Source organism: Fredinandcohnia quinoae (genome assembly GCF_022427965.1).
GTDB lineage: Bacteria > Bacillota > Bacilli > Bacillales > Bacillaceae_L > Ferdinandcohnia > Ferdinandcohnia quinoae.
Window position 1 is genome coordinate 1 of the sequence record NZ_JAKTTI010000020.1, and the last position, 22318, is coordinate 22318.

Below are 22318 nucleotides of genomic sequence, written 5' to 3' on the forward strand. Positions count from 1 at the left end.
AAATTAACATAATTTTAAAAATTCACTTGAATTTGTAATCCTATTGTAATAAAATTTAATTAATTCTATTGTCAGATAATTTAGTTTTGTCTAATGGATAACTCCTTTAGCAGACAGATTACAAGTTTGATAGAAATATTGTTTATTGTTTCATAGAAGATTTTCAATGAGATATTTCAGAATAAATAATCATTTCGGTGATAATTGTAAATTTTGTTTTTATGGTGATAAGGAAGGTGACTGTTTTATGGCTGCATTACTCGAAGTAAAAAATTTAAAAACACACTTTTTTAGAAAAAAGACAGTAGTACCTGCAGTAGACGGTGTAGATTTAACGATTAATAAAGGAGAAACTGTTGCGATTGTAGGTGAATCGGGATCTGGCAAAAGTATCACTTCGTTATCAATTATGAGACTTGTACCAAGTCCTGGTGGGAAAATCGTTGATGGAGAAATCATACTTGATGGTAAAAGCTTAATTAGCTTATCAGAAGCTGAAATGTGTAAGGTAAGAGGAAATGATGTCTCTATGATATTCCAGGAACCAATGACATCATTAAATCCTGTCCTGACAGTGGGTGAGCAAATTACCGAAGTTCTTACGTATCACCAAAAACTATCAAAAAATGAAGCTACTAAAAAAGCAATTGAAATGCTTGAACTCGTAGGTTTCTCGAGAGCGGCAGAACTTATCACTGATTATCCGCATCGACTTTCTGGTGGGATGCGACAAAGGGTAATGATTGCAATTGCAATGAGTTGTAATCCAAAGTTATTAATAGCTGACGAGCCTACAACAGCTCTTGATGTAACGATTCAAGCTCAAATATTAGACTTAATGAAAGATGTTAGTAAAAAGTTTGATACTTCTATTCTATTAATTACTCATGATCTTGGTGTAGTGTCTGAAATTGCAGATAAGGTAGTCGTTATGTATGGTGGTCAAGTAGTTGAACAGGCAGATGTTGATGATTTATTCGATGAACCATTACATCCTTATACAATTGGATTGATGAATTCAATCCCAACGATCGAAGGAGAGATTGAACGCCTTCAATCAATTGAAGGAAATGTTCCATCACCTGAAAACATGCCAAAAGGATGTCGTTTTGCACCACGTTGTACAAAGGCATTTGATCGTTGTTTTGCTGAAGCACCTCAGTTAAAGCAAACAAATGGTGGACGAAAAGTTCGCTGTTTCCTATTCGATGAAGAGGAGGCAAAAGGATGATTGCAACTAATGAAGAGAAACAAGGTATAGCATCTGAAAAGGAAACTGACACAATACTTGAACTTCAAGACGTGAAAAAGTACTTTCCGATAAAAGCTGGTCTTTTGCAACGTAATGTTGGGAATGTAAAAGCGGTCGATGGAATAAATTTAAGTGTTAGGAAAGGCGAAACAATCGGACTAGTTGGTGAATCTGGTTGTGGAAAATCAACAACTGGAAGAACAATTATCCGCTTATATGAACCGACAGAAGGGAAAATAATATTCAAGGGTCAGGACATTACGCATATGCCTGAAAGTCAGCTACGGAGAACGATTCGAAAGGATATTCAAATGGTCTTCCAGGACCCTTTCGCAACGCTTAATCCGAGAAAAACAATCCGTTCCATTATTAAAGAACCATTGATTACACATAATCTGTATTCAGGTAAAGAACGTGAAGAAAAGGTTCGCGAATTGATGGATGTAGTTGGATTAAACTCCTCATTTATTAATAGATATCCACATGAATTCTCTGGTGGACAACGACAAAGAATTGGGATTGCAAGAGCACTTGCTCTTAATCCAGAATTAATTATTGCGGACGAACCTGTATCTGCACTAGATGTTTCGATACAAGCCCAAGTTATTAACTTAATGGAGGATTTGCAAGAAGAATTTGGCTTAACATATATTTTCATCTCACATGATTTGAGTGTTGTTAGACATATAAGTGATCGAGTTGGAGTTATGTACTTAGGCAAGATGATGGAATTAGCGGAAAAAGAGGATTTATACGCTGATCCGCTTCATCCATATACACAAGCATTATTATCTGCTGTACCAGTTCCTAGGAAGTCAAATTCAATTAAAAGGGAACGTATTGTGCTAAAAGGTGAACTTCCAAGTCCATCGAACCCACCAGTAGGCTGTGTATTTCATACGAGGTGTCCGGCTGCAACAGATATTTGCCGTCAGCTAGTACCAGAATTTAAAGAAGTAAAAACTGGACATTTTGTTGCTTGTCATCTTTATGAATAAGATGATAAGCACAGAATATATAGATTCTTTGAAGGGGGGAGATAGGACCTTAAAGGATCAATGTAATGTCAAATGACGAAAAATTCCAACAAAATGATAGGGGGAAACAAACGTGAAGTTAAGAAAAGGTTTATGGTTATTATTATGCCTTACATTTGTAATGTCACTGTTCTTAGCTGCTTGTTCTAAAGACAAGGAAGCTGGCGGAGAAGTTGACAAACCTGAAAAAGAAAAAGATCCAGCAGTTGAAGAGCCAGTAGAGGAAACAGGTCCAGTTAATGGTGGAGATTTAATCGTAGGTTCAACTGGTAACCCAACAATGTTCAATCCATATTTCTCAACTGATACTGCATCAAGTGACATTGAAGGATTCCTTTACAACGGATTAGTAACAGTTAACTTAGATCTTGAAGTTCAAAATGATCTTGCTGAAGAAATTACACCTTCAGAAGACAATCTTTCTTACACAGTTAAGCTTAAGCAAGGCGTTAAATTCCATGATGGTGAAGAGATGACTGCTGATGACGTAGTATTCTCTTATATGATGTTGAAAAACGAGGCTGTTATTTCAGAGCGTAAATCTAACTTTGAAAGCATGGAAAAAGTTGAAAAGATTGACGATTACACAGTTAAATTTACTTTAAATAAAGTAGACGTTACATTCTATCCAACTACTTTAAGCTATTCTGTATTACCAGAACATATTTTAGGTAAAGTAGATCCTGCTACATTACATGAGAATGAATTTAATACAAAGAACCCAATTGGTACTGGTCCATTCAAATTTGAAGAGTGGAAAGATGGGGAGTATGTAAAAGTTGTTGCATTTGATGAGTATTTTGATGGTCGTCCACACTTAGATTCAATTACTACAAAAATTATTACAGATGCTAACGCTATGCTTGCTTCATTACAAGCTGGTGAAATTGATATGTGGAATGCAGTTCCAGGAACTGAACTTGAAACAGCAAAAGCAATTCCAGGAATTAAAATTGAAGAAGGTTTAGCATTATCTTACACATTCTTAGCTTTCAATCAAAAGGATGAGAGATTCCAAGATAAGCGTGTTCGTCAAGCAATGACACATGCAATTAACAGACAAGCGATTGTTGATAGCATTATGAATGGTGCTGGTCAAGTTGCAAATGCTCCTGATAGCCCATTAATGTGGACATATAATGATGATGTTCCTAAATTTGATTATGATGTAGAAAAAGCAAAAGCATTAATGAAAGAAGCTGGATGGGAAGATACTGATGGAGATGGTATCTTAGATAAAGATGGTAAGAAAATGTCATTCTCTGTTAAAACAAACCAAGGTAACAAAGTTCGTGAAGAAATTGCTGTAGTACTTGAGCAACAATTAAAAGAAATCGGTGTAGAAGCTAAACCTGCAATTACTGAGTGGGGTGCTTTCATTGAACAAATTTCAGCACCAAACTGGGATTATGAAGCAATGGTACTAGGATGGGCATTATCAACATTCCCAGATTCATATGATATCTTCCATTCAAGCCAAATTCAAGAAGGTCTAAACTTCGCTTGGTATAAGAATGAAGAAGCTGATAAGTTAATGGAAAAAGGAAGACAAACTCCTGATACTGAAGAATATAAACAAATTCAAAAAGATCTTTACAAAATTATTACTGAAGACCAAGCTTATACATTCTTGTATTACCCAACGGAATTCCGTGCGATGCCTGAAAATCTTGAAGGCTATGAATTCCATTCAAGATCACCATTCTATAATGTACACAAATGGTGGTTAAAACCAACAGAATAATAGGATTCAAACATCAAGATATAAACAGAGGGAAGGGTGTTTTCCCTTCCCTCTTTAATTTCGAATACTACCGGATTTTCTAAAAATCTTGGATAAAACATATATTTTAAAGTAAAGGAGAAATAGCTATGGTATCTTATATCATCCGTCGAACATTAATGGCTATTCCCCTATTATTAGGAATTACCATCATATCTTTTGCTATTATTCAAATGGCACCAGGTGACCCGGCTGCAATGTTGATGGATCCTAATATTAGTCCAAAGGACAGAGAAGTTGTAATGGAAAAGTACGGATTGAATGATCCTGTTCATATTCAATACTTTAAATGGTTAGGTAATATGGTACAGGGTGATTTTGGAGATTCAATCGTCTTTAAAGGCAGAGATGTATCTGAGCTTATTATGAATCGATTACCGAATACACTACTGCTTATGATTGTCTCAACCTTATTGGCAATTGTAATTGCAATCCCATTCGGTATCATTTCTGCAATTCGTCCTTATTCTAAAATTGACTATACTGTTACTGTAACGTCATTTTTAGGACTAGCTACACCAAGCTTTTGGTTTGGCTTACTTTTAATAATGATTTTCTCAGTTCATTTACATTGGTTCCCTGCTTCTGGAACACAAACACTCAATATGCCATTTAGCCTTTGGGATCGTATACACCACCTAATTATGCCTGCATTTGTTTTAGCAACAGCAGATATGGCAGGTTTAACGAGGTATACTCGCTCAAGTATGTTAGAGGTTGTACAGCAAGACTATATGAGAACAGCAAGAGCAAAAGGGTTTAAAGAAGGTAAGGTTATTTTTAAACACGGATTACGTAATGGTCTAATCCCTGTTATTACGATTTTTGGATTAATGCTTCCAAGTTTTATTGGTGGAGCTGTAGTAGTTGAACAAGTATTTGGGTGGCCAGGTCTTGGAAAATTATTTATTGATGCAGCATTCCAACGTGATTTCCCAATCGTTATGGCATTAACAGTGATTTCCTCTGTCCTTGTTATAATTGGGAATCTAGTAGCCGATATACTATATGCTGTTTTTGATCCAAGGATTGAATACTAGGGAGGAGGAATCATCATGGCACAACCAAACTTGGCATCCAATAATGAGTTAGAACTGCAAGGATTAAATAATAAAGCAGACACAATGACAAGAATTATTATTAGGAAGTTTTTCAAGAATAAATTAGCGGTTATTGGTGCAATCTTATTGTTTATTATTATAACTGCAGCTATCTGCGCACCATTATTAACTCCTTATTCACCAGAAAAGCAGGAATTATTAGATCGGTTTCTAACACCAAGTAAAGAGCATCTTTTAGGGACAGATACTTTTGGGCGTGATATTTTTACGCGATTATTGTATGGTGCGAGAGTTTCACTAATGGTAGGCTTTGCTTCAGTAGCAGGTGCGATGGTCATTGGTACTACTCTTGGAGCTTTGGCAGGATATTTTGGTGGAATTATTGACGCAATGATTATGAGATTTGTTGATATTATGCTATCAATTCCAACGATCTTTTTATTAATTACTTTAATAACTATTTTTAATCCAGGTGTTGATAAATTAATTATAATTTTTGCACTTACCGGTTGGATGGGTACATCCCGTTTGGTACGTGGGGAATTTTTATCACTCCGTTCTAGAGAATTTGTACTAGCATCAAAAACAATCGGAACAAATAGTTTTAAGATTATTTTCAGAGAAATCTTACCAAATGCAATGGGTCCAATCATTGTTGCTGCGACACTTGCAATCGGAAGTGTCATATTATCTGAATCAGCACTAAGTTATTTAGGATTAGGGATTCAGCCTCCAGATGCAAGTTGGGGAAATATGCTTCAAGATGCTCAGAGTATTACGATCATGTTGAAGTATTGGTGGTATCCGACAGCACCTGGTCTATGTATTTTAGTAACTGTTTTAGCCTTTAACTTTGTTGGTGACGGTTTGCGAGATGCACTTGATCCAAAAATTAACGAATAAAAAGCCAAGATGCCATCTTGGCTTTTTCCTATGGAAAGTCATTAATTTACTACTTGTTCATACAATGATAGAAAGGAGTATTGGACAAGTAGGTGTTTGAAATGATGATAAGTTATAAAATAGTAGGGAAACTTGTATATGATACTTAGAGGATTTATTTTTTTAATTGGTTTTGGACTAGCTATAATCGGAGGGGTTAGTACCATTGCCTATTTAAATCTTTTAACTACCGGATACAAGTTTTATGAATATCTTCATTTTATAAGTAGAAAAATAGAATGTTACTTACTAATTATTGGTCTACTCATGGTATGGATTAGTATCTACTTTCCAACTAAAGAACAAGATTAAGGTAGGATTTTCTTAGTAATATAAGAATATTATGGAATAAAAACTCACTTTTCTGCCTATACTGTTGACAAAACAGCTTTGAAGTGAGGGGTAATAAATGTTGTATCTTCATGATATTTGGGTAAATTGGTTTGAAGGTGAAGAAAATGGCTACAACGTTTGCCACTTCCATGAATGGCGCAAGGAAGATCGTGTAGAACTTTTAGACCAAGTACCGTTATTAAAAATTAGTTCTCCTTTGTTTAATACCATTGAAAATGATTTAATGGAATTACCTCAACAATTGTTAGTAGATGTTCACCAAAAGGCATATGTTAGAAAAAACCATGAGAGAATTCAACTAGATTATTGTTTTGTTGTTACTGATGGTTATGGAATTATTGCCGTTGATACGATTGGCTACAACACTCCAATTAGAAAAAGCAGATTAATACCACGACAGGAACAACTCGTTTATGAAATGGTGAGTGATCATGACCCAATTCAATACACCTTTGACAAAAAAGTGAACAGTGAACGTAAAGAATATCATATTCTATCCCCTTCACCTTATGAAATGGCAGGGCTTACTAGGAAGGAAAGACAGTTAAAGCAACTTTTATTTATGGCATTGGATCAACTTTTATCAACAAAAAATGTGGCAGAAATCAGATATTGGTACACAGAATGGAATCCATTAAAATATCAGGAAATTCATGAAATGGATTTCGAAGAAGTTTGGGAACAATTGTATGAAGAAACAAGACTTGGCTGGACAAGCAAACATGTTCAGCTTTGTGAAAACCTAATAAAGGGTCAACCATTTTTCGAAAAACTATGGGAAATGGAACATGAGTCAAAGGTATAAAACGTAAGGGGAATTGTTGTAATGAACAATTCCCCTTATATTATTATTTACCAGGAAATTATATTTTAATAAAGTTTATCTACGTTCAGCGCAAGCGCCAAGGCGCTTGCGCTATTGTTCTTTATTTTCTTTTTCTTCCAAGTCCCATTGCATTTTCCATCTTTTTCACAGTCTTACTTGCAATACGATTTGCTTTTTCAGCACCTTCATCTAAGATTCTATCTAATTCTTTAGATTCTAGAAAGTGGTAATATCTTTCTTGAATTGGAGTTAAATTTTTAACAACAAGTTCAGCTAGATCTGATTTAAACTCTCCGTATCCTTTTCCCTTGTACTTGTCTTCGATTTCAGGAATGGTTTGATTACTGAACACGGAATAAATTGTTAATAAATTTGAGATTCCAGGTCGGTTTTCTTTATCAAACGATACAATTCCTTCAGAATCAGTCACAGCACTCTTGATTTTTTTCTCAATTTGCTTTGGATCATCAAGTAATGTAATAAAAGATTTCTTATTAGGGTCTGATTTGCTCATTTTTTTAGTAGGTTCGGTTAATGACATAATCCTTGCACCTTCTTTTGGAATATGGGCATCTGGAATTGTAAAGATATCATTATATTTTTTGTTGAAACGTTCAGCAAGATCCCGTGTTAATTCGATATGTTGCTTTTGGTCCTCTCCAACAGGTACTAAGTCTGTATTATATAATAGGATGTCGCCAGCCATTAGAGGTGGGTAAGTTAATAAACCAGCCACGACAGCATCCTTACCTTTCGATTTATCTTTGAATTGTGTCATCCGTTCTAATTCTCCAATATATGACACACATTGAAGCATCCAGCCAGCTTGAGCATGTGCGGGTACCTCTGATTGGATAAATAATGTTGCCTTATCTGGATCAATTCCAACTGCTAAATATAGAGCAGCTAGGCTTCTAATGTTCTTTCGTAATTCGAGTCTTTCTTGTGGTACAGTAATTGAATGTTGATCCACAATGCAGAAATAACAATTATAATCATGCTGTAGTTCAACAAATTGCTTCATAGCCCCAATATAATTCCCTAATGTAACAGATCCACTTGGCTGAATGCCAGAAAAAATTGTCTTCATAATCTAGTCTCCTTTTCTAATTTTATGAACGCAAAAAAACCACCCATCCCTAACAATCATGTTAGGGACGAATGGTTACCGCGTTGCCACCCTAGTTATCCTACATATTTGTAGAATCACTCTTTTCCTTGTAACGTAAGAAAAAATCGTCCAGGAATACTCATACTTTCAACCCAGAAGCTCAAAAGTCCATTCGATATGGTCCATTACCTATTCTCACCAACCATAGGCTCTCTTGTATAGGAATATTCCTAAAAAATGGTATCCATATTTACTACTCTTTATCATTGCTAATTATTAAATTTATCCAAAAGTAATTATTAATTATTATAGTGATATTTTCGTGAAATGCAAGTGAATTATTAAATTTGTAAATTGATTAGGCCAGGAATTAATCGAGAATATACGCATAAGATGTATGCGTTTGAAACAATATAATGAGCGTAAAGATTACTAAATATAAAAAATAAATGAGATGGAGGTAAATTATTTTGAAGAAAAGTTCGTATTTGGTCTGCATACAATTAATCGTTTTTCTCTTACTTTCTGGATGTGGAAATTTTGATAATAATGATGATAATACCGGTGAAAGTAAAAACGGGGAACATGCTCAAGAGTTGCGAATTAATATAAAGTCTGAACCACCAACTTTGCATCCGGGACTTGCAACTGATTCTACTTCCGGTGTCGTGTTACGTCATGCTTTTGAAGGTTTAACTAGAGTAGGGGAGGATGGTAAGCCCCATGAAGCAATGGCTGAAAAAATAGATATTTCAGAGGATAAAAAAACATACACTTTTACAATTCGAGATGCTAATTGGTCAAATGGAGATAAAGTAACTGCACATGACTTTGAGTACGCTTGGAAATGGGTATTAGATCCAAAAAACCAATCAGATTATGCTTCAATTATTTATAATTATATAGCTGGAGCAAAGGAAGCCTATAATACGAAGGATATTTCAATTGACAAAATGAATAATGTCGGTATAAAAGCAACAGACGACAAAACTTTAGTTGTTAATCTAACGAATCCTGCAGATTTTTTCCTTGAGCTTACCGCTTTTTATACGTATCTTCCGGTAAATAGTAAGACAGCTAAGGAAAATCCAGATTGGGCAAATAAGGTAGATGATAATTATGTTATGAATGGACCATTTGTGATCACCGATAAATCGGCAAGTATTACGTTGGAAAAGAACAAGGATTACTGGGATTCAGATACTGTGAAGCTTGAAAAAATAACGATGGATATGATTGATGATGAAAATACGGAATATCAAAGCTTTAAAAAGGGTGAGCTTGATTGGGCTGGGGCTCCAACTTCAGCACTCCCAACGGATGTCATTCCACAACTTGAAAAGGAAGGAACACTACAGACAAAAGTGATTGCTGGAACCTATTGGTTCAAATTTAATATTACTAAAGAACCTTTTAATAATGCGAATATTCGAAAGGCATTAACCTATGCAATTAATCGAAAGGCAATTATTGAAAACATAACACAAGGTGGACAAAAACCCGCAATGGCAGTTGTTCCAACAACTATGATTAAGGATAATGAAAAAGGATATTTTAAGGATAATGATATCGATACTGCAAAGGAATTATTAACGAAAGGATTAAAAGAACTTGGTTTAACTGATGCTTCACAGCTTCCCGCAATTGCACTTTCCTATAATACTTCTGAAGCACATCAAAAAATTGCCCAAGCCATTCAGGACATGTGGAGAAAAAATCTTGGAATTGACGTTACTTTGAGTAATGCGGAATGGGCAGTATTCTTAGATAATGTTGACCAAGGAAATTTTCAAATTGCTCGTGGAAGCTGGCTCGCTGATTTCAATGACCCAGTGAACTTTTTAGAAATATTCACAGAGCCAAAAGGTAATAACGATACAGGATGGTCAAATTCAGGATACAATAAACTATTAACTCAGGCTTCTGTTGAGACAGATTCAGCTAAACGCTTAGCTTTGCTCAAGGATGCCGAAGAAATCTTAATGGATGAAATGCCGATTGCACCATTATATTTTTATACTGAAAATTGGATCCAAAATGAAAAACTGAAAGGTGTTGTTATCTCACCATTAGGAGATGTTCAATACAAATGGGCGTATTTTGAATAATTCTATGATGTCTAGCTCCAGCGCCTAGCCAGTTTTCATCCCTGAAGAGTCTTCCTTGAATATCTTGCGAAGAAGCTGTGCTTCTAAGCAGCTCGAGGTCAAATAACCTGTGGCAAGAAAAGTCAAAGTGCAGACTTTTTTGCCACAGAACATTTGCTTGTCGGGGCTGAACACAAGGGGAATCTTCCTGGGATAATCATCGCAGGAACAAGCTCTGCTTGTTTCGAAGGCGCTTGCGCTTTTCTAATTTGGAGGTGCCAAGAGTGGCAAAATATATAAGCAAACGTCTTATTTACATGCTTTTGTCTCTCATCTTAATCATTACCGCTACTTTTTTCTTAATGCAAGCAGCCCCGGGTGGGCCATTTACGAAGGAAAAGGATGTTCCACCTGAAATTGAGGCCGCACTTAATGCCCATTATGGATTGGATCAACCGTTATACAAACAATACTTTGATTATTTATATGATGTTGCAAGATGGGATTTAGGTCCATCTTTTAAATTTAAGGCAATGACTGTGAATGAGATTATCAATCGTGGTTTTCCGATTTCATTGTTTTTAGGAATTGAATCTATTTTACTGGCTATTGCTTTCGGAGTATTACTAGGTGTGATCGCAGCATTATACCATAATAAATGGCAGGATTATTCTGCGATGATTATCGCAGTCCTTGGAATATCAGTTCCGAGCTTTATTTTAGCAACTGTTTTGCAATACGTGTTTGCAATTAAACTTGATTGGTTTCCGGTTGCAAGATGGGAATCATTTAATCATACGATACTGCCGGCAATTGCATTAGCATCTACACCGATGGCATTTATTGCTAGGCTAACTCGCTCAAGCATGCTTGAGGTTTTAAATAATGATTATATCAAGACTGCCCGTGCAAAGGGTCTGAAGCAACGAACAATTACATACAGACATACAATCAGGAATGCAATGCTTCCGGTTGTCTCTTATATGGGGCCATTAACTGCAGGAATACTTACAGGTAGCTTTGTTATTGAAAAAATCTTCGGAATTCCTGGTTTAGGAGATGAATTTGTAACGAGTATTACAAATCGTGACTACACAGTAATTATGGGGGTAACAGTTTTTTATAGTATATTATTACTTTTCTCAGTCCTCATCGTGGATATTTTATATGGGCTAATTGACCCGCGTATTAAGTTAACGGGTGCGAAGAAAGGAGAATAACGAATGCAGCAAATACCAAAGGACATGTTTTCTCCAGCAACAATAGATACGAATGAGTCGGAAAGAATTTCAAGGCCAAGTCTTTCTTTTTGGAAAGATGTCACGATGAGATTTAAAAAAAATAAATTGGCAATGACTGGTATTGTTTTAATTGTTCTATTATTAATAATGGCGATTATTGGACCATGGATATCACAGTATGATTATCGAACGAACGACTTAATGAATGTGAATAAACCACCTTCTTCAGAACATTGGTTTGGAACGGATGAACTAGGTAGAGATGTTTTTACTAGAACTTGGCAAGGTGCGAGAATTTCACTTTTTATCGGTTTAGCAGCAGCTGTTATTGATTTGGCGATTGGGGTAATCTGGGGTGGGATTTCAGGATATCGTGGTGGTAAGACGGATGAATTCATGATGCGATTTGCGGACATTTTATATGGGGTTCCGTATTTACTATTAGTTATTCTATTAATGGTCATTCTCAAACAAGGATTAGGGACGATGATTATTGCCATGACAATAACAGGATGGATTAATATGGCCCGTATCGTCCGTGGTCAAGTTCTACAATTAAAATATCAAGAATATGTATTGGCTGCTCAAACATTAGGTGCGAATGTGAAAAGAATCATGTTTAGACATTTAGTTCCAAATTCAATGGGACCCATTCTTGTGACGATGACATTGACAATTCCAAATGCAATTTTTACAGAAGCATTTTTGAGTTATTTAGGATTAGGGGTTCAAGTACCGCTTGCAAGTTGGGGGACAATGGCATCGGAAGGTTTACCTGCTTTTGAATATTACCCGTGGAGATTATTCTTTCCAGCCATCCTTATTTGTCTAACAATCTTTTCATTTAATGTGATTGGTGATGGATTACGGGACGCACTAGATCCACGATTACGTAAGTAGGGGGTGAGGAGGATGGAAAAACTATTAGAGGTAAAGGATTTAGAAGTTTCATTTCAAACTTATGCTGGCGAAGTAAGAGCAGTTCGAGGAGTTACATTTGATTTGTATAAAGGAGAAACATTAGCAATTGTCGGTGAATCTGGATCTGGAAAAAGTGTCACATCACAAACAATAATGAAGCTCATTCCAATGCCGCCGGGAAAAATCACAAATGGTCAAATATTATTTGATGGTGTAGATTTAGTTCCCAAGAGCAATAAAGAAATGGAACAAATACGTGGAAAAGATATTGGGATGATATTTCAGGATCCAATGACCTCATTGAACCCAACAATGAAAGTCGGTATGCAGATTATGGAAGGTTTAATAAAGCATCAAAATATGTCAAAAGCGAATGCGAAGAGTCGAGCAATTGAATTACTTCGGCTAGTAGGTATTCCCATGCCCGAAAAGCGTGTTAATCAATATCCTCATGAATTTAGTGGAGGTATGAGGCAACGTGTGATGATTGCAATTGCGCTTGCATCAAGCCCAAAACTTCTAATTGCTGACGAACCAACGACTGCACTTGATGTTACAATTCAGGCTCAAATATTAGATTTAATGAAGGATTTACAAAAGAAATTAGATACATCTATTATATTCATTACACATGATCTAGGTGTTGTTGCAAATGTTGCCGATCGAGTTGCCGTTATGTATGCTGGTAAGATTATCGAGACTGGAACTGTTGATGAGATTTTTTATAACCCGCAGCATCCGTATACATGGGGATTACTTGCATCAATGCCGAGCTTAGACAATGAAGGTGGGGAAGAATTAACTGCAATACCGGGATCACCACCAGATTTGTCAAATCCTCCAAAGGGAGATGCATTTGCGCCTAGAAATCATTATGCAATGAAAATTGATTTTGAACAGGAACCACCAATGTTTAAAATAACAGACACACATTATGCTGCTACATGGCTTTTACACCCAGATGCACCAAAGGTTGAACCACCAGAGGCAGTGAAAAAAAGAATGATCTCTTTAAGTACCTCTCACTTAATTAAGGAGGGGAAATAGGTGGCTGAAAAACAAAAGCTAATTGAAATAAAAGGGTTAAAGCAATATTTCAACGTAGGAACACCTAATGTTATTAAGGCTGTAGATGGAATTACTTTTGATATTTATAAAGGAGAAACATTAGGCTTAGTTGGAGAATCCGGTTGTGGAAAATCAACAACAGGTCGTACAATTATACGTTTATATAATGCAACTGATGGCGAGGTTATTTTTAATGGTGAGGATGTTCATGGAAAGAAATCGAAGCAGGAGCTAAAAAAATTTAATCGTAAAATGCAAATGATATTCCAAGACCCATACGCATCGCTTAATCCAAGGATGACAGTGGCTGATATTGTTGCGGAAGGCATTGATATTCATGGTTTGGCAGCTAATAAGTTGGAGAGAATGGAACGTGTCTATGAACTCCTTGAAACCGTTGGCTTAAATAGAGAGCATGCAAACCGATATCCACATGAGTTCAGTGGTGGGCAGCGTCAAAGAATTGGAATCGCAAGAGCATTAGCTGTAGATCCTGATTTTATCATTGCAGATGAACCAATTTCAGCACTAGATGTTTCGATACAAGCCCAGGTAGTGAATTTAATGAAAAAATTACAAAAGGAAAAAGGATTAACTTATTTATTCATTGCTCACGATTTATCAATGGTAAAATATATAAGTGACAGAATTGGTGTCATGTATTTTGGAAAAATCGTTGAGCTTGCTGATGCCAATGATTTGTACGAAAACCCTATTCATCCCTATACAAAATCATTATTATCTGCAATACCATTACCTGATCCTAATTATGAAAGAAATCGAAAAAGAATTCATTATGATCCAAATGAACACGGCTATTCAGATGGAGAAGATGTAAAGCTTCGGGAAATTTCTCATGGTCATTTCGTTTCATGTTCAAATAAAGAATATGAATCGTATAAGTCAATATATGCTCATTAGCCATAAAGAAAACCCAACAGTTGTTGGGTTTTCAAATTATGTTTATTTTTTCTTTTTTCCACCGACTTGCTTCCAGCCGGTTTTTACATTTAAATCACGGTTATAAATATCAGATCCGCCTTTTCCCCCAAAAACCTTTTCACCAATACCATTTGTTAATACACCATTTATTGCAGTAATTCCAATTATAAGCACTGTTAGGAGTGCCAAATCAATTATGTATTCTGTCATGTAAACCCCTCCATGAATAATCCCATTATCATACCTCTATTTTATTCTATGTTTAGACTTATTGAAAGAGGGAATATCTAAAAATAATGATATGTTACAATAAATACTAACTAAGAAATAAGGGAGTAGTTAGATGAATTGGTATGAAAAGTTAAATCAGTATTTTCCGATTGAAGAAATGAAGTCAAAAGAACATATGGAAGTTCTACTTGAGGAAAAAGGAGACATCTATCTGAAAGATGAAGGGCCGAATCACGTATTAATGTATGTTGAGCTTGATCATTTCATTTTTATTGATTACTTATTTGTTTCTAAAGATGCGCGTGGGCAAGGCCTCGGACATAAACTTTTAGAAAAACTAAAACAAAAAGGAAAAGCAATCATTTTAGAAGTAGAGCCGATTAATTATGAAGACACGGATACAGCTAAACGACTAAAATTTTATAAACGTGAAGGCTTTGAGCACGCACAATCAATTGGATATCGTAGAAGATCACTTGCAACTAATGAAATTAATAAAATGGAAATATTATACTGGTCTCCTTTAAATGAATCGGAAGAGACAATTTATAAAGCAATGAGAAAGACTTATCAATTAATTCATACTTACAAAGATCAAGAATTTTACGGTGCATCTTACCAAGATGTTGAAGAAGTTCTCACATATAATGAAGAAAGCGATAATAAAGATATATTAAAAAACATCTAAGTAGATACAAAAATATCATTGTAAATATTAGATTTAGCTCTTTTTTTTCTGAAATTGTATATCTTTCTAAGCCAATTTGAGGTATAATTAAAGAAATTACTTAATTAAAGTAATTTTAATTAAGACTTTAACTGTAATGACATATTTACCAATCAATCTTGGTTGTTAAATATTGTACTTTTTAAGGGAGTGATAAGGTTAATGGTTACTCTTTATACTTCACCAAGCTGTACTTCCTGCCGTAAAGCAAAATCATGGTTGGAGGAGCATCATATTGCTTATCAAGAACGGAATATTTTTTCCGATTCTCTATCAATTGAAGAAATTAAGGAAATCCTACGAATGACTGAAGATGGTACAGATGAGATTATCTCGACTCGTTCAAAGGTATTTCAAAAACTAAATATAAATCTTGAATCAATGCCACTACAAGATTTATATGAATTGATTAAAGGCAATCCTGGACTTCTTAGACGCCCAATCATTATTGATGAGAAGAGGCTTCAAGTTGGATATAATGAGGATGAAATTCGTAGATTTTTACCTCGAAAGGTTCGCACCTTCCAATTAAGAGAAGCTCAAAAACTTGTCAATTAATCTTATTAAATTAAAAAACTTCTACATGTCAATTTAATGTAGAAGTTTTTTTATACATGTTTAAGCGCAAATTAAGACATTTTACTCGTTTTAATAAGAATTTCATATTATAATGTAATGAATAATTGGGCGAATGATTGTTTTTAAAAAGGGCCTTATTTTATTTCCATTTTTACGTCTTTTATCATAAAATAAAAGTACAAGACATATATACAAACTTAAATGTTGGTTAATCAATATGGTTTTAGGGTAAAGTGAGTAAAAGAGCATTTTGCTCGGGGGTAATTAGTCCCTTCAAAATATGAGCAAGAAGGGAGAGATTCAAAATGGAAATCGAACGTATTAATGAACATACAGTAAAATTTTATATTTCATATAAAGATATTGAACAACGTGGGTTTGAACGTGAGGAGATTTGGTATAATCGCGAGCGGAGTGAAGAACTGTTCTGGGAAATGATGGATGAAATTCATCAAGAAGAGGAATTCACTGTCGATGGCCCGATTTGGATCCAAGTACAAGCTTTAGAAAAAGGATTAGAAGTTCTTGTAACGAGAGCACAATTATCAAAGGACGGAAATAAGTATGAACTACCCGTAGCCGATGATAAATTACAAGTAGACGAAAAAATCGAATCCTTGTTGGAACAGCATTTTAATCCAAAATATGATGATAAGGAATTCATTGAAGAAATAGATGAAGAAGAAGATGATTATCAATTTTTAATTCGCTTCAATGATTTTGAGGATATAATCTCACTTGCTCATCGAATTAATCTAGATGGAATTAGCAACTCTCTTCTCACATTTGAAGGAAAATACTATCTATATTTAGAATTTAATGAGGATGTTTATACAGAAGACCAACTTGAAAATATGTTAAGTATTATTCTTGAATATGGTCAAGAATCGGTTTTATCCATTCATCGAATAGAAGAATATGGGAAAAAAGTAATTAATGAAAATGCACTTGAGGTTTTAACAAAGCATTTTTCACTTAAATAGAGACCGATTTCATCGTGTGAAATCGGTTTTTTTTTAAACTAACATTTGTGTATACACGTGAGGTCATGTATGAAAAAAACTTTTCAAGTCGTTATATTTTTAATTGTCATTTCAGTACTTTTATTTTTCACAAAAAACTTTTGGGAAGGTTGGCTGCTTGGAGGATTTAGTATTTTTATTACATTGTCTGTAATCTTTATTAGTATCATTATTTTCTTTGAAAACAGACATCCAACACAAACCTTAACATGGTTAGTTGTTTTAGGAAGCTTCCCGCTTTTAGGCTTTTTCTTTTACATATTGTTTGGTAGAAACTTTAGAAAAAAGCGTCTCTTCAATAGAAAGGCATTATTAGACGAGGCGGTGTATTTAAGTGTTGAAGGAAATATCGACCATATGGAAGAGAAAATCGAACAAATGGGTCAGCATCAGCGATTACTCTTCCGATTGGCTCATAAGTTAGGTAAGAGTCCAATTTCTTTTGCAACAGAAACAAGAGTATTAACAAATGGAGATCAAACATTCACAGCCATTTTTGACGCTTTACAAAAAGCAACACATCATATTCATTTGGAATACTATATTGTTCGAGATGATGGGATTGGCAAGCAATTAAAGGAAATTTTAATTGAGAGGGCAAAAAGTGGTGTAGAAGTACGTTTTCTGTATGATGGTGTAGGAAGTTGGCAGTTATCTAATTCTTATATTGAAGAACTCCGTAATGCTGGTGTTGAAATGATTCCGTTCTCACCAGTAAAGTTCCCAATTTTTACAAATAAGGTTAATTACAGAAATCATCGCAAAATTATAGTTATTGATGGTTCGGTTGGATTTATCGGTGGGTTAAATGTTGGGGATGAATATATCGGAAAAAATGAGTTTTTTGGTTTTTGGCGTGATACACATCTTTTTGTTAATGGTGAGGCTGTAAGATCCATGCAATTAATCTTCCTTCAAGACTGGTATTATATGACCGGAAAGGATTTGCTTACTCAAACTTATTTGTCTCCTCATTTAATTGAAGGTGAAAATTTCGGTGGGGTGCAGCTTATCGCTGGTGGGCCAGATAATGAGTGGGAGGTTATCAAAAATTTGTTTTTTTCGATGATTATTTCCGCGAAGAAATCGATTTGGATTGCATCACCCTATTTCATCCCAGATGATGATATTTTGTCAGCTTTACGGGTTTCTGCTCTAAGTGGAATTGATGTTCGAATCTTAATACCAAGAAAGCCTGATAAAAAAATTGTCTACTATGCATCAAGATCCTACTTTCCATTTCTGTTGGAAGCTGGTGTGAAAATATACGAATATGAGAAAGGATTTATGCATAGTAAAATTGTAATTGTTGATAATGAATTAGCTTCAATCGGTACAGCTAATATGGATATGAGGAGCTTTCATTTAAATTTCGAAGTGAATGCCTTTTTATATAAAACGAATAGCACAGATCGATTAGTAAGTGATTACATCCAGGATATTGATAATTCCTCACAAATTCAAGAAAGTATGTTCAAGAAACGCTCTCTCTGGCAAAGGATTTTTGAATCATTATGTAGGTTACTATCACCGCTTCTCTAAATTTATTCAGTAAGGGTTTAAACCCTTACTGAATTATGTTATCTTTGAAGTATTAGACAATTGGAAATAGTAAGGAGATGATAGTTATTGTTAGTAGCATTACGAAAAAATGGAGAATATATTTCACTTCTAGATAAGTGGAAGCGGGAAGAATTACAGTTCTTACGAAGGTCTGAAGTGTTTTTATGTCCCGCATGTGAAGAAGGAGTTCTTTTAAAAATAGGGACTAAAAAGATTAATCACTTTGCGCATAAAAAAGGTGCCGAATGTGCAATTAAAACAGAATCTGAATCTGAATACCATCTTCAAGGAAAAAAACAACTCTATCATTGGTTTGTCTCACAAGGGCTGAATGTTGAAATTGAGCCATACCTCAAAGAAATTTTACAACGTCCTGATCTCCTCGTAATCTTCAAGAAACAAAAATATGCCATCGAATTTCAGTGCTCTCAAATCGAATACAAGTTATTTCAAAAAAGAACGGATATGTATAAGCGGTTGGGAATCGTACCAATTTGGATACTAGGAGCCAAATGGTTAAAAAGGAAATCATCCAATACAATTTCTCTTTCTCAGTTCCAATGGTTGTTTGCTTCAAACTTTTCAAAATCAAAGGCAGCAAATATTCTTTACTACTGCCCTCAAACCTCCGAGTTTTTAAAAGCTTCTTCATTATCACCCTTTACCATAAGTGAAGTTTTTTGTTCTATACAATTTCTAAAAGAAAAAAATAGTACATTCAAGGAGCTTTTATGCGAACAATCATTTGATAAAGACCTTTTTACTTCGTGGGCAAACAAAAAAAGAAAGTGGAGAATAACATTTTCTTCCTATCCCAATCCATATTTATCAAGATTTCTAACTGAATTATATAAAGCAAGAATCCCGCCTGCTTATTTACCTGTTGAAGCTGGACTTCCTGTCCCCTCAATGTATTGGATCCAAACACCACCGATGATTTGGCAAATGTGGTTGTTATTAGACCTAATTATTCCTTGTAATTATGGTGATATCATTACGTATACTAAAGCAATGAGTGCTTTTTCCAAGCGAATATCCTCAAAAGATATCCAGTTAAGACAATTACCGTTAATTAATTCCACGCACCATTCTTTTGCAATTATGGAATATCTTCAAATCTTAACGAACTTTCAAATTTTAGAAAGAATGGATAAAACAAGTTTCAAAAAAATCAAGGAAATATTTATTCCAACATCTTTACAAGAAGCTTACGATTCAGATGAACAAGTACTGAAGAAATTTGCAGGGGAATCTTCCTAAGAATGAGATTGAAGTACATGGGTACAATCTATATAGGAAGGTCTGATAAGGCATGCCTCTAAATTCAAAAGATTTAAACATTTATTAATATGAAGGAAATTAAAAGTCGGATATCGAATACTTTTTATGATAAAGAAACGGAGGTTTTTAGATGACAAATGAAACTACGGTAAAAAAATTACCAAGTAGAAAAGAAATTGCTGAACAGGATACTTGGCGTTTAGAAGATATTTATGAAACAGATAAAGTATGGGAAAACGAATTTACAGAAGTGAAAAATATGATCCCTAAAATTTCAGATTTCCAAGGCAAATTAACAACATCAGCGGATGTTCTATATGAAGCATTAGCATACCAAGATTCTATCTTAGAGCGTATTGGCAAGCTGTATACATATGCGCATATGCGCTATGATCAAGATACAACAAATTCCACTTATCAAGGAATGCATGATCGTGCGATCAATCTCTATACTCAAGTAGGCAGTGCATTATCATTCATCACACCAGAAATTCTAGCAGCTGAAGAAGAAAAAATTAAATCTTTCCTTCAAGAAAAGGAAGAGCTAAAAGTATATGAACAGGCTTTAGACGATATTAATCGAGCCCGTCCACATGTTCTATCTGCTAAGGAGGAAGCATTATTAGCTGAAGCTTCTGAGGTAATGGATGCATCAAGCAATACCTTTGGAATGTTGAATAATGCAGATCTCACTTTTCCAACAATCAAAGATGAAAATGGTGAAGAGGTTGAAATAACACATGGCCGATTTATTCGTTTTCTGGAAAGTGAAGATCGCCGTGTAAGAGAGGAAGCCTTCAAAAAAGTCTATGAAACATACGATCATTATAAAAATACATTTGGTAGTACGTTAAGTGGTACTGTTAAAAAGGATAATTTTTATGCACGTGTAAGAAATTATCAATCTGCTCGTGAATCAGCTTTAAGTACAAACAATATTCCAGAGTCAGTGTATGATAATTTAGTCAATACGGTAAATGATCATCTACATTTATTGCATCGATATGTGGATTTACGTAAAAAAGTATTAGGTGTAGACGAGCTGCACATGTATGACCTTTATACTCCGCTCGTTAAAGATGTGAAAATGGAAGTGAAATATGAGGAAGCAAAAGACTATATATTAAAGGGTCTCGAGCCACTTGGTGAAGATTATTTGAACGTTTTAAAGGAAGGCTTTGACAATCGTTGGGTAGATGTCCATGAGAATAAAGGAAAACGTAGTGGGGCATATTCTTCTGGGGCCTATGGTACAAATCCATATATATTAATGAACTGGCAAGATAATGTAAATAATTTATTTACGCTAGCACATGAATTTGGACACTCTGTCCACAGTTATTACACAAGAAATAATCAACCATATGTATACGGTGATTATTCAATTTTTGTTGCGGAAGTTGCATCGACATGTAATGAAGCTCTTTTAAATCATTATTTACTTAAAACCATCGATGATGACCAAAAGCGCCTATATTTGTTAAATCATTATCTAGAAGGGTTTAGAGGAACTGTTTTCCGCCAAACAATGTTTGCAGAGTTCGAGCACATCATACACACAAGAGCACAAGAAGGTGAGGCGCTAACACCTGATTTATTAAGTGAAATCTATTATGATCTTAATAAAAAGTATTTTGGTACAAATATTGTAATCGATGATGAAATTGGCCTTGAATGGTCTCGTATTCCACATTTCTACTATAATTATTATGTGTTCCAATATGCTACAGGATTTAGTGCTGCTGCTGCTTTGAGTAAGCAAATTTTAGAAGAAGGGCAACCAGCTGTTGAAAGATATATCAATAATTTCTTAAAAGCGGGTAGTTCCGATTATCCAATTGAAGTATTAAAAAATGCAGGTGTAGATATGACTACTTCCGAGCCAATTAAAGAAGCACTTAAAATATTTGAAGAAACATTAAATGAAATGGAAAAATTACTAAGTTAATTTCGCAAAAAGAAAGGTGTCATGACACACCTTTCTTTTTTTGTATAGCTCCTGGTGCCCGTGTGCTTTTCCTACTACTTAAAGCCTTTGAAGCGGTTGCGATTATTCAGGATCGAAAGTGTAACTAATAATGATAGGAAAAGAAGAGGGGTAGTAATATAGAGGGGGATTAGCCGCATTAATCCAAATATATTTAATCCGAAAGTGATTATGATCATAATACTACCGGAAATTAATCCGATCTTTCTCATAGAATATCCTCCTTACATCAAATAATACCAACCTTTACGATAAATATATGTACAGGCAAGAATATTCAGAATGGGATTTTGACAACTTTGT

General features: G+C 34.8%; 21 protein-coding genes and 1 other annotated feature. Of the genes, 18 read left to right on the top strand and 3 right to left on the bottom strand.

Going from position 1 to position 22318, the window contains the following annotated elements; genetic code table 11:
- Nucleotides 1-247: 247 nt before the first annotated feature.
- The 7 genes from MJG50_RS12795 (at nt 248) to MJG50_RS12825 (ending at nt 7234) form a co-directional block, all read left to right on the top strand.
- Complete coding sequence (locus MJG50_RS12795) at nt 248-1231, top strand: ABC transporter ATP-binding protein (RefSeq protein ID WP_240256131.1); 984 nt, start codon at nt 248-250, stop codon at nt 1229-1231.
- The gene (locus tag MJG50_RS12800; RefSeq protein WP_240256132.1) at nt 1228-2250 is read left to right on the top strand and encodes an ABC transporter ATP-binding protein; all 1023 of its coding nucleotides are present in this window, start codon (nt 1228-1230) and stop codon (nt 2248-2250) included. Before MJG50_RS12795 ends, MJG50_RS12800 begins: the two co-directional genes overlap by 4 nt.
- A 112-nt stretch (nt 2251-2362) precedes the next feature.
- Nucleotides 2363-4033 (top strand): peptide-binding protein, encoded by a 1671-nt coding sequence (locus tag MJG50_RS12805; RefSeq protein ID WP_240256133.1) that lies wholly within the window; start codon nt 2363-2365, stop codon nt 4031-4033.
- 128 nt (nt 4034-4161) lie between these two features.
- A complete protein-coding gene (locus tag MJG50_RS12810; RefSeq protein ID WP_240256134.1) occupies nt 4162-5112 on the top strand; it encodes an ABC transporter permease in 951 nt (316 codons plus the stop codon).
- 15 nt (nt 5113-5127) lie between these two features.
- On the top strand, nt 5128-6036 hold the full coding sequence (gene opp4C / locus MJG50_RS12815) for an oligopeptide ABC transporter permease (protein WP_240256135.1): 909 nt from the start codon (nt 5128-5130) through the stop codon (nt 6034-6036).
- 138 nt (nt 6037-6174) lie between these two features.
- Nucleotides 6175-6387 carry a YuzI family membrane protein gene (locus MJG50_RS22455; RefSeq protein WP_240256136.1) on the top strand — a complete coding sequence of 71 codons (213 nt, stop codon included), beginning with the start codon at nt 6175-6177 and terminating at the stop codon, nt 6385-6387.
- Nucleotides 6388-6484: 97 nt separating this feature from the next.
- Nucleotides 6485-7234, top strand: a complete 750-nt coding sequence (locus MJG50_RS12825; protein WP_240256137.1) for a YjbA family protein — start codon at nt 6485-6487, stop codon at nt 7232-7234.
- A gap of 121 nt (nt 7235-7355) precedes the next feature.
- Here MJG50_RS12825 and trpS read toward each other — a convergent pair whose 3' ends face one another.
- On the bottom strand, nt 7356-8348 hold the full coding sequence (trpS, locus tag MJG50_RS12830; protein WP_240256208.1) for a tryptophan--tRNA ligase: 993 nt from the start codon (nt 8346-8348) through the stop codon (nt 7356-7358).
- 57 nt (nt 8349-8405) lie between these two features.
- Nucleotides 8406-8642, bottom strand: a binding site (T-box leader).
- 191 nt (nt 8643-8833) lie between these two features.
- On the opposite strand from trpS, the gene MJG50_RS12835 reads away from it, so the two are divergent.
- The 5 genes from MJG50_RS12835 (at nt 8834) to MJG50_RS12855 (ending at nt 14604) form a co-directional block, all read left to right on the top strand.
- The gene (locus tag MJG50_RS12835; RefSeq protein ID WP_431307283.1) at nt 8834-10474 is read left to right on the top strand and encodes a peptide ABC transporter substrate-binding protein; all 1641 of its coding nucleotides are present in this window, start codon (nt 8834-8836) and stop codon (nt 10472-10474) included.
- Nucleotides 10475-10737: 263 nt separating this feature from the next.
- Nucleotides 10738-11673, top strand: a complete 936-nt coding sequence (locus tag MJG50_RS12840) for an ABC transporter permease (RefSeq protein WP_240256139.1) — start codon at nt 10738-10740, stop codon at nt 11671-11673.
- A gap of 3 nt (nt 11674-11676) precedes the next feature.
- Complete coding sequence (locus tag MJG50_RS12845) at nt 11677-12594, top strand: ABC transporter permease (protein ID WP_240256140.1); 918 nt, start codon at nt 11677-11679, stop codon at nt 12592-12594.
- Nucleotides 12595-12606: 12 nt separating this feature from the next.
- The gene (locus MJG50_RS12850) at nt 12607-13662 is read left to right on the top strand and encodes an ABC transporter ATP-binding protein (RefSeq protein ID WP_240256141.1); all 1056 of its coding nucleotides are present in this window, start codon (nt 12607-12609) and stop codon (nt 13660-13662) included.
- A complete protein-coding gene (locus tag MJG50_RS12855) occupies nt 13663-14604 on the top strand; it encodes an ABC transporter ATP-binding protein (protein WP_240256142.1) in 942 nt (313 codons plus the stop codon).
- 42 nt (nt 14605-14646) lie between these two features.
- Here the strand turns inward: MJG50_RS12855 and MJG50_RS12860 are convergent, their stop codons facing one another.
- Nucleotides 14647-14835 carry a hypothetical protein gene (locus tag MJG50_RS12860; RefSeq protein WP_240256143.1) on the bottom strand — a complete coding sequence of 63 codons (189 nt, stop codon included), beginning with the start codon at nt 14833-14835 and terminating at the stop codon, nt 14647-14649.
- Nucleotides 14836-14968: 133 nt separating this feature from the next.
- Here MJG50_RS12860 and MJG50_RS12865 point away from each other — a divergent pair, with 133 nt between their 5' ends.
- From MJG50_RS12865 to pepF, 6 genes are all read left to right on the top strand, one after another.
- A complete protein-coding gene (locus MJG50_RS12865; protein ID WP_240256144.1) occupies nt 14969-15544 on the top strand; it encodes a GNAT family N-acetyltransferase in 576 nt (191 codons plus the stop codon).
- A gap of 201 nt (nt 15545-15745) precedes the next feature.
- On the top strand, nt 15746-16141 hold the full coding sequence (gene spxA / locus MJG50_RS12870; protein WP_240256145.1) for a transcriptional regulator SpxA: 396 nt from the start codon (nt 15746-15748) through the stop codon (nt 16139-16141).
- Nucleotides 16142-16467: 326 nt separating this feature from the next.
- Nucleotides 16468-17145, top strand: a complete 678-nt coding sequence (gene mecA / locus MJG50_RS12875; protein WP_240256146.1) for an adaptor protein MecA — start codon at nt 16468-16470, stop codon at nt 17143-17145.
- 69 nt (nt 17146-17214) lie between these two features.
- Nucleotides 17215-18726 (top strand): cardiolipin synthase, encoded by a 1512-nt coding sequence (cls, locus tag MJG50_RS12880; protein ID WP_240256147.1) that lies wholly within the window; start codon nt 17215-17217, stop codon nt 18724-18726.
- 87 nt (nt 18727-18813) lie between these two features.
- Nucleotides 18814-20007 (top strand): competence protein CoiA, encoded by a 1194-nt coding sequence (locus MJG50_RS12885; RefSeq protein ID WP_240256148.1) that lies wholly within the window; start codon nt 18814-18816, stop codon nt 20005-20007.
- A 151-nt stretch (nt 20008-20158) separates the two neighbouring features.
- Nucleotides 20159-21976 (top strand): oligoendopeptidase F, encoded by a 1818-nt coding sequence (gene pepF, locus MJG50_RS12890; protein WP_240256149.1) that lies wholly within the window; start codon nt 20159-20161, stop codon nt 21974-21976.
- Between the two features lie 74 nt (nt 21977-22050).
- Here the strand turns inward: pepF and MJG50_RS12895 are convergent, their stop codons facing one another.
- Nucleotides 22051-22227 carry a hypothetical protein gene (locus tag MJG50_RS12895; RefSeq protein ID WP_240256150.1) on the bottom strand — a complete coding sequence of 59 codons (177 nt, stop codon included), beginning with the start codon at nt 22225-22227 and terminating at the stop codon, nt 22051-22053.
- Between the last annotated feature and the right edge of the window lie 91 nt (nt 22228-22318).

What these genes read in the sequence shown, in the direction of transcription:
- opp4C (WP_240256135.1), top strand. Translation starts at nt 5,128, where the DNA reads ATGGCACAACCAAACTTGGCATCCAATAATGAGTTAGAACTGCAAGGA.
- MJG50_RS12795 (WP_240256131.1), top strand. Translation starts at nt 248, where the DNA reads ATGGCTGCATTACTCGAAGTAAAAAATTTAAAAACACACTTTTTTAGA.
- MJG50_RS12860 (WP_240256143.1), bottom strand. Translation starts at nt 14,835, where the DNA reads ATGACAGAATACATAATTGATTTGGCACTCCTAACAGTGCTTATAATT.
- cls (WP_240256147.1), top strand. Translation starts at nt 17,215, where the DNA reads ATGAAAAAAACTTTTCAAGTCGTTATATTTTTAATTGTCATTTCAGTA.
- MJG50_RS12800 (WP_240256132.1), top strand. Translation starts at nt 1,228, where the DNA reads ATGATTGCAACTAATGAAGAGAAACAAGGTATAGCATCTGAAAAGGAA.
- MJG50_RS12810 (WP_240256134.1), top strand. Translation starts at nt 4,162, where the DNA reads ATGGTATCTTATATCATCCGTCGAACATTAATGGCTATTCCCCTATTA.
- mecA (WP_240256146.1), top strand. Translation starts at nt 16,468, where the DNA reads ATGGAAATCGAACGTATTAATGAACATACAGTAAAATTTTATATTTCA.
- MJG50_RS12845 (WP_240256140.1), top strand. Translation starts at nt 11,677, where the DNA reads ATGCAGCAAATACCAAAGGACATGTTTTCTCCAGCAACAATAGATACG.
- spxA (WP_240256145.1), top strand. Translation starts at nt 15,746, where the DNA reads ATGGTTACTCTTTATACTTCACCAAGCTGTACTTCCTGCCGTAAAGCA.
- pepF (WP_240256149.1), top strand. Translation starts at nt 20,159, where the DNA reads ATGACAAATGAAACTACGGTAAAAAAATTACCAAGTAGAAAAGAAATT.
- MJG50_RS12865 (WP_240256144.1), top strand. Translation starts at nt 14,969, where the DNA reads ATGAATTGGTATGAAAAGTTAAATCAGTATTTTCCGATTGAAGAAATG.
- MJG50_RS12895 (WP_240256150.1), bottom strand. Translation starts at nt 22,227, where the DNA reads ATGAGAAAGATCGGATTAATTTCCGGTAGTATTATGATCATAATCACT.
- MJG50_RS12850 (WP_240256141.1), top strand. Translation starts at nt 12,607, where the DNA reads ATGGAAAAACTATTAGAGGTAAAGGATTTAGAAGTTTCATTTCAAACT.
- MJG50_RS22455 (WP_240256136.1), top strand. Translation starts at nt 6,175, where the DNA reads ATGATACTTAGAGGATTTATTTTTTTAATTGGTTTTGGACTAGCTATA.
- MJG50_RS12825 (WP_240256137.1), top strand. Translation starts at nt 6,485, where the DNA reads ATGTTGTATCTTCATGATATTTGGGTAAATTGGTTTGAAGGTGAAGAA.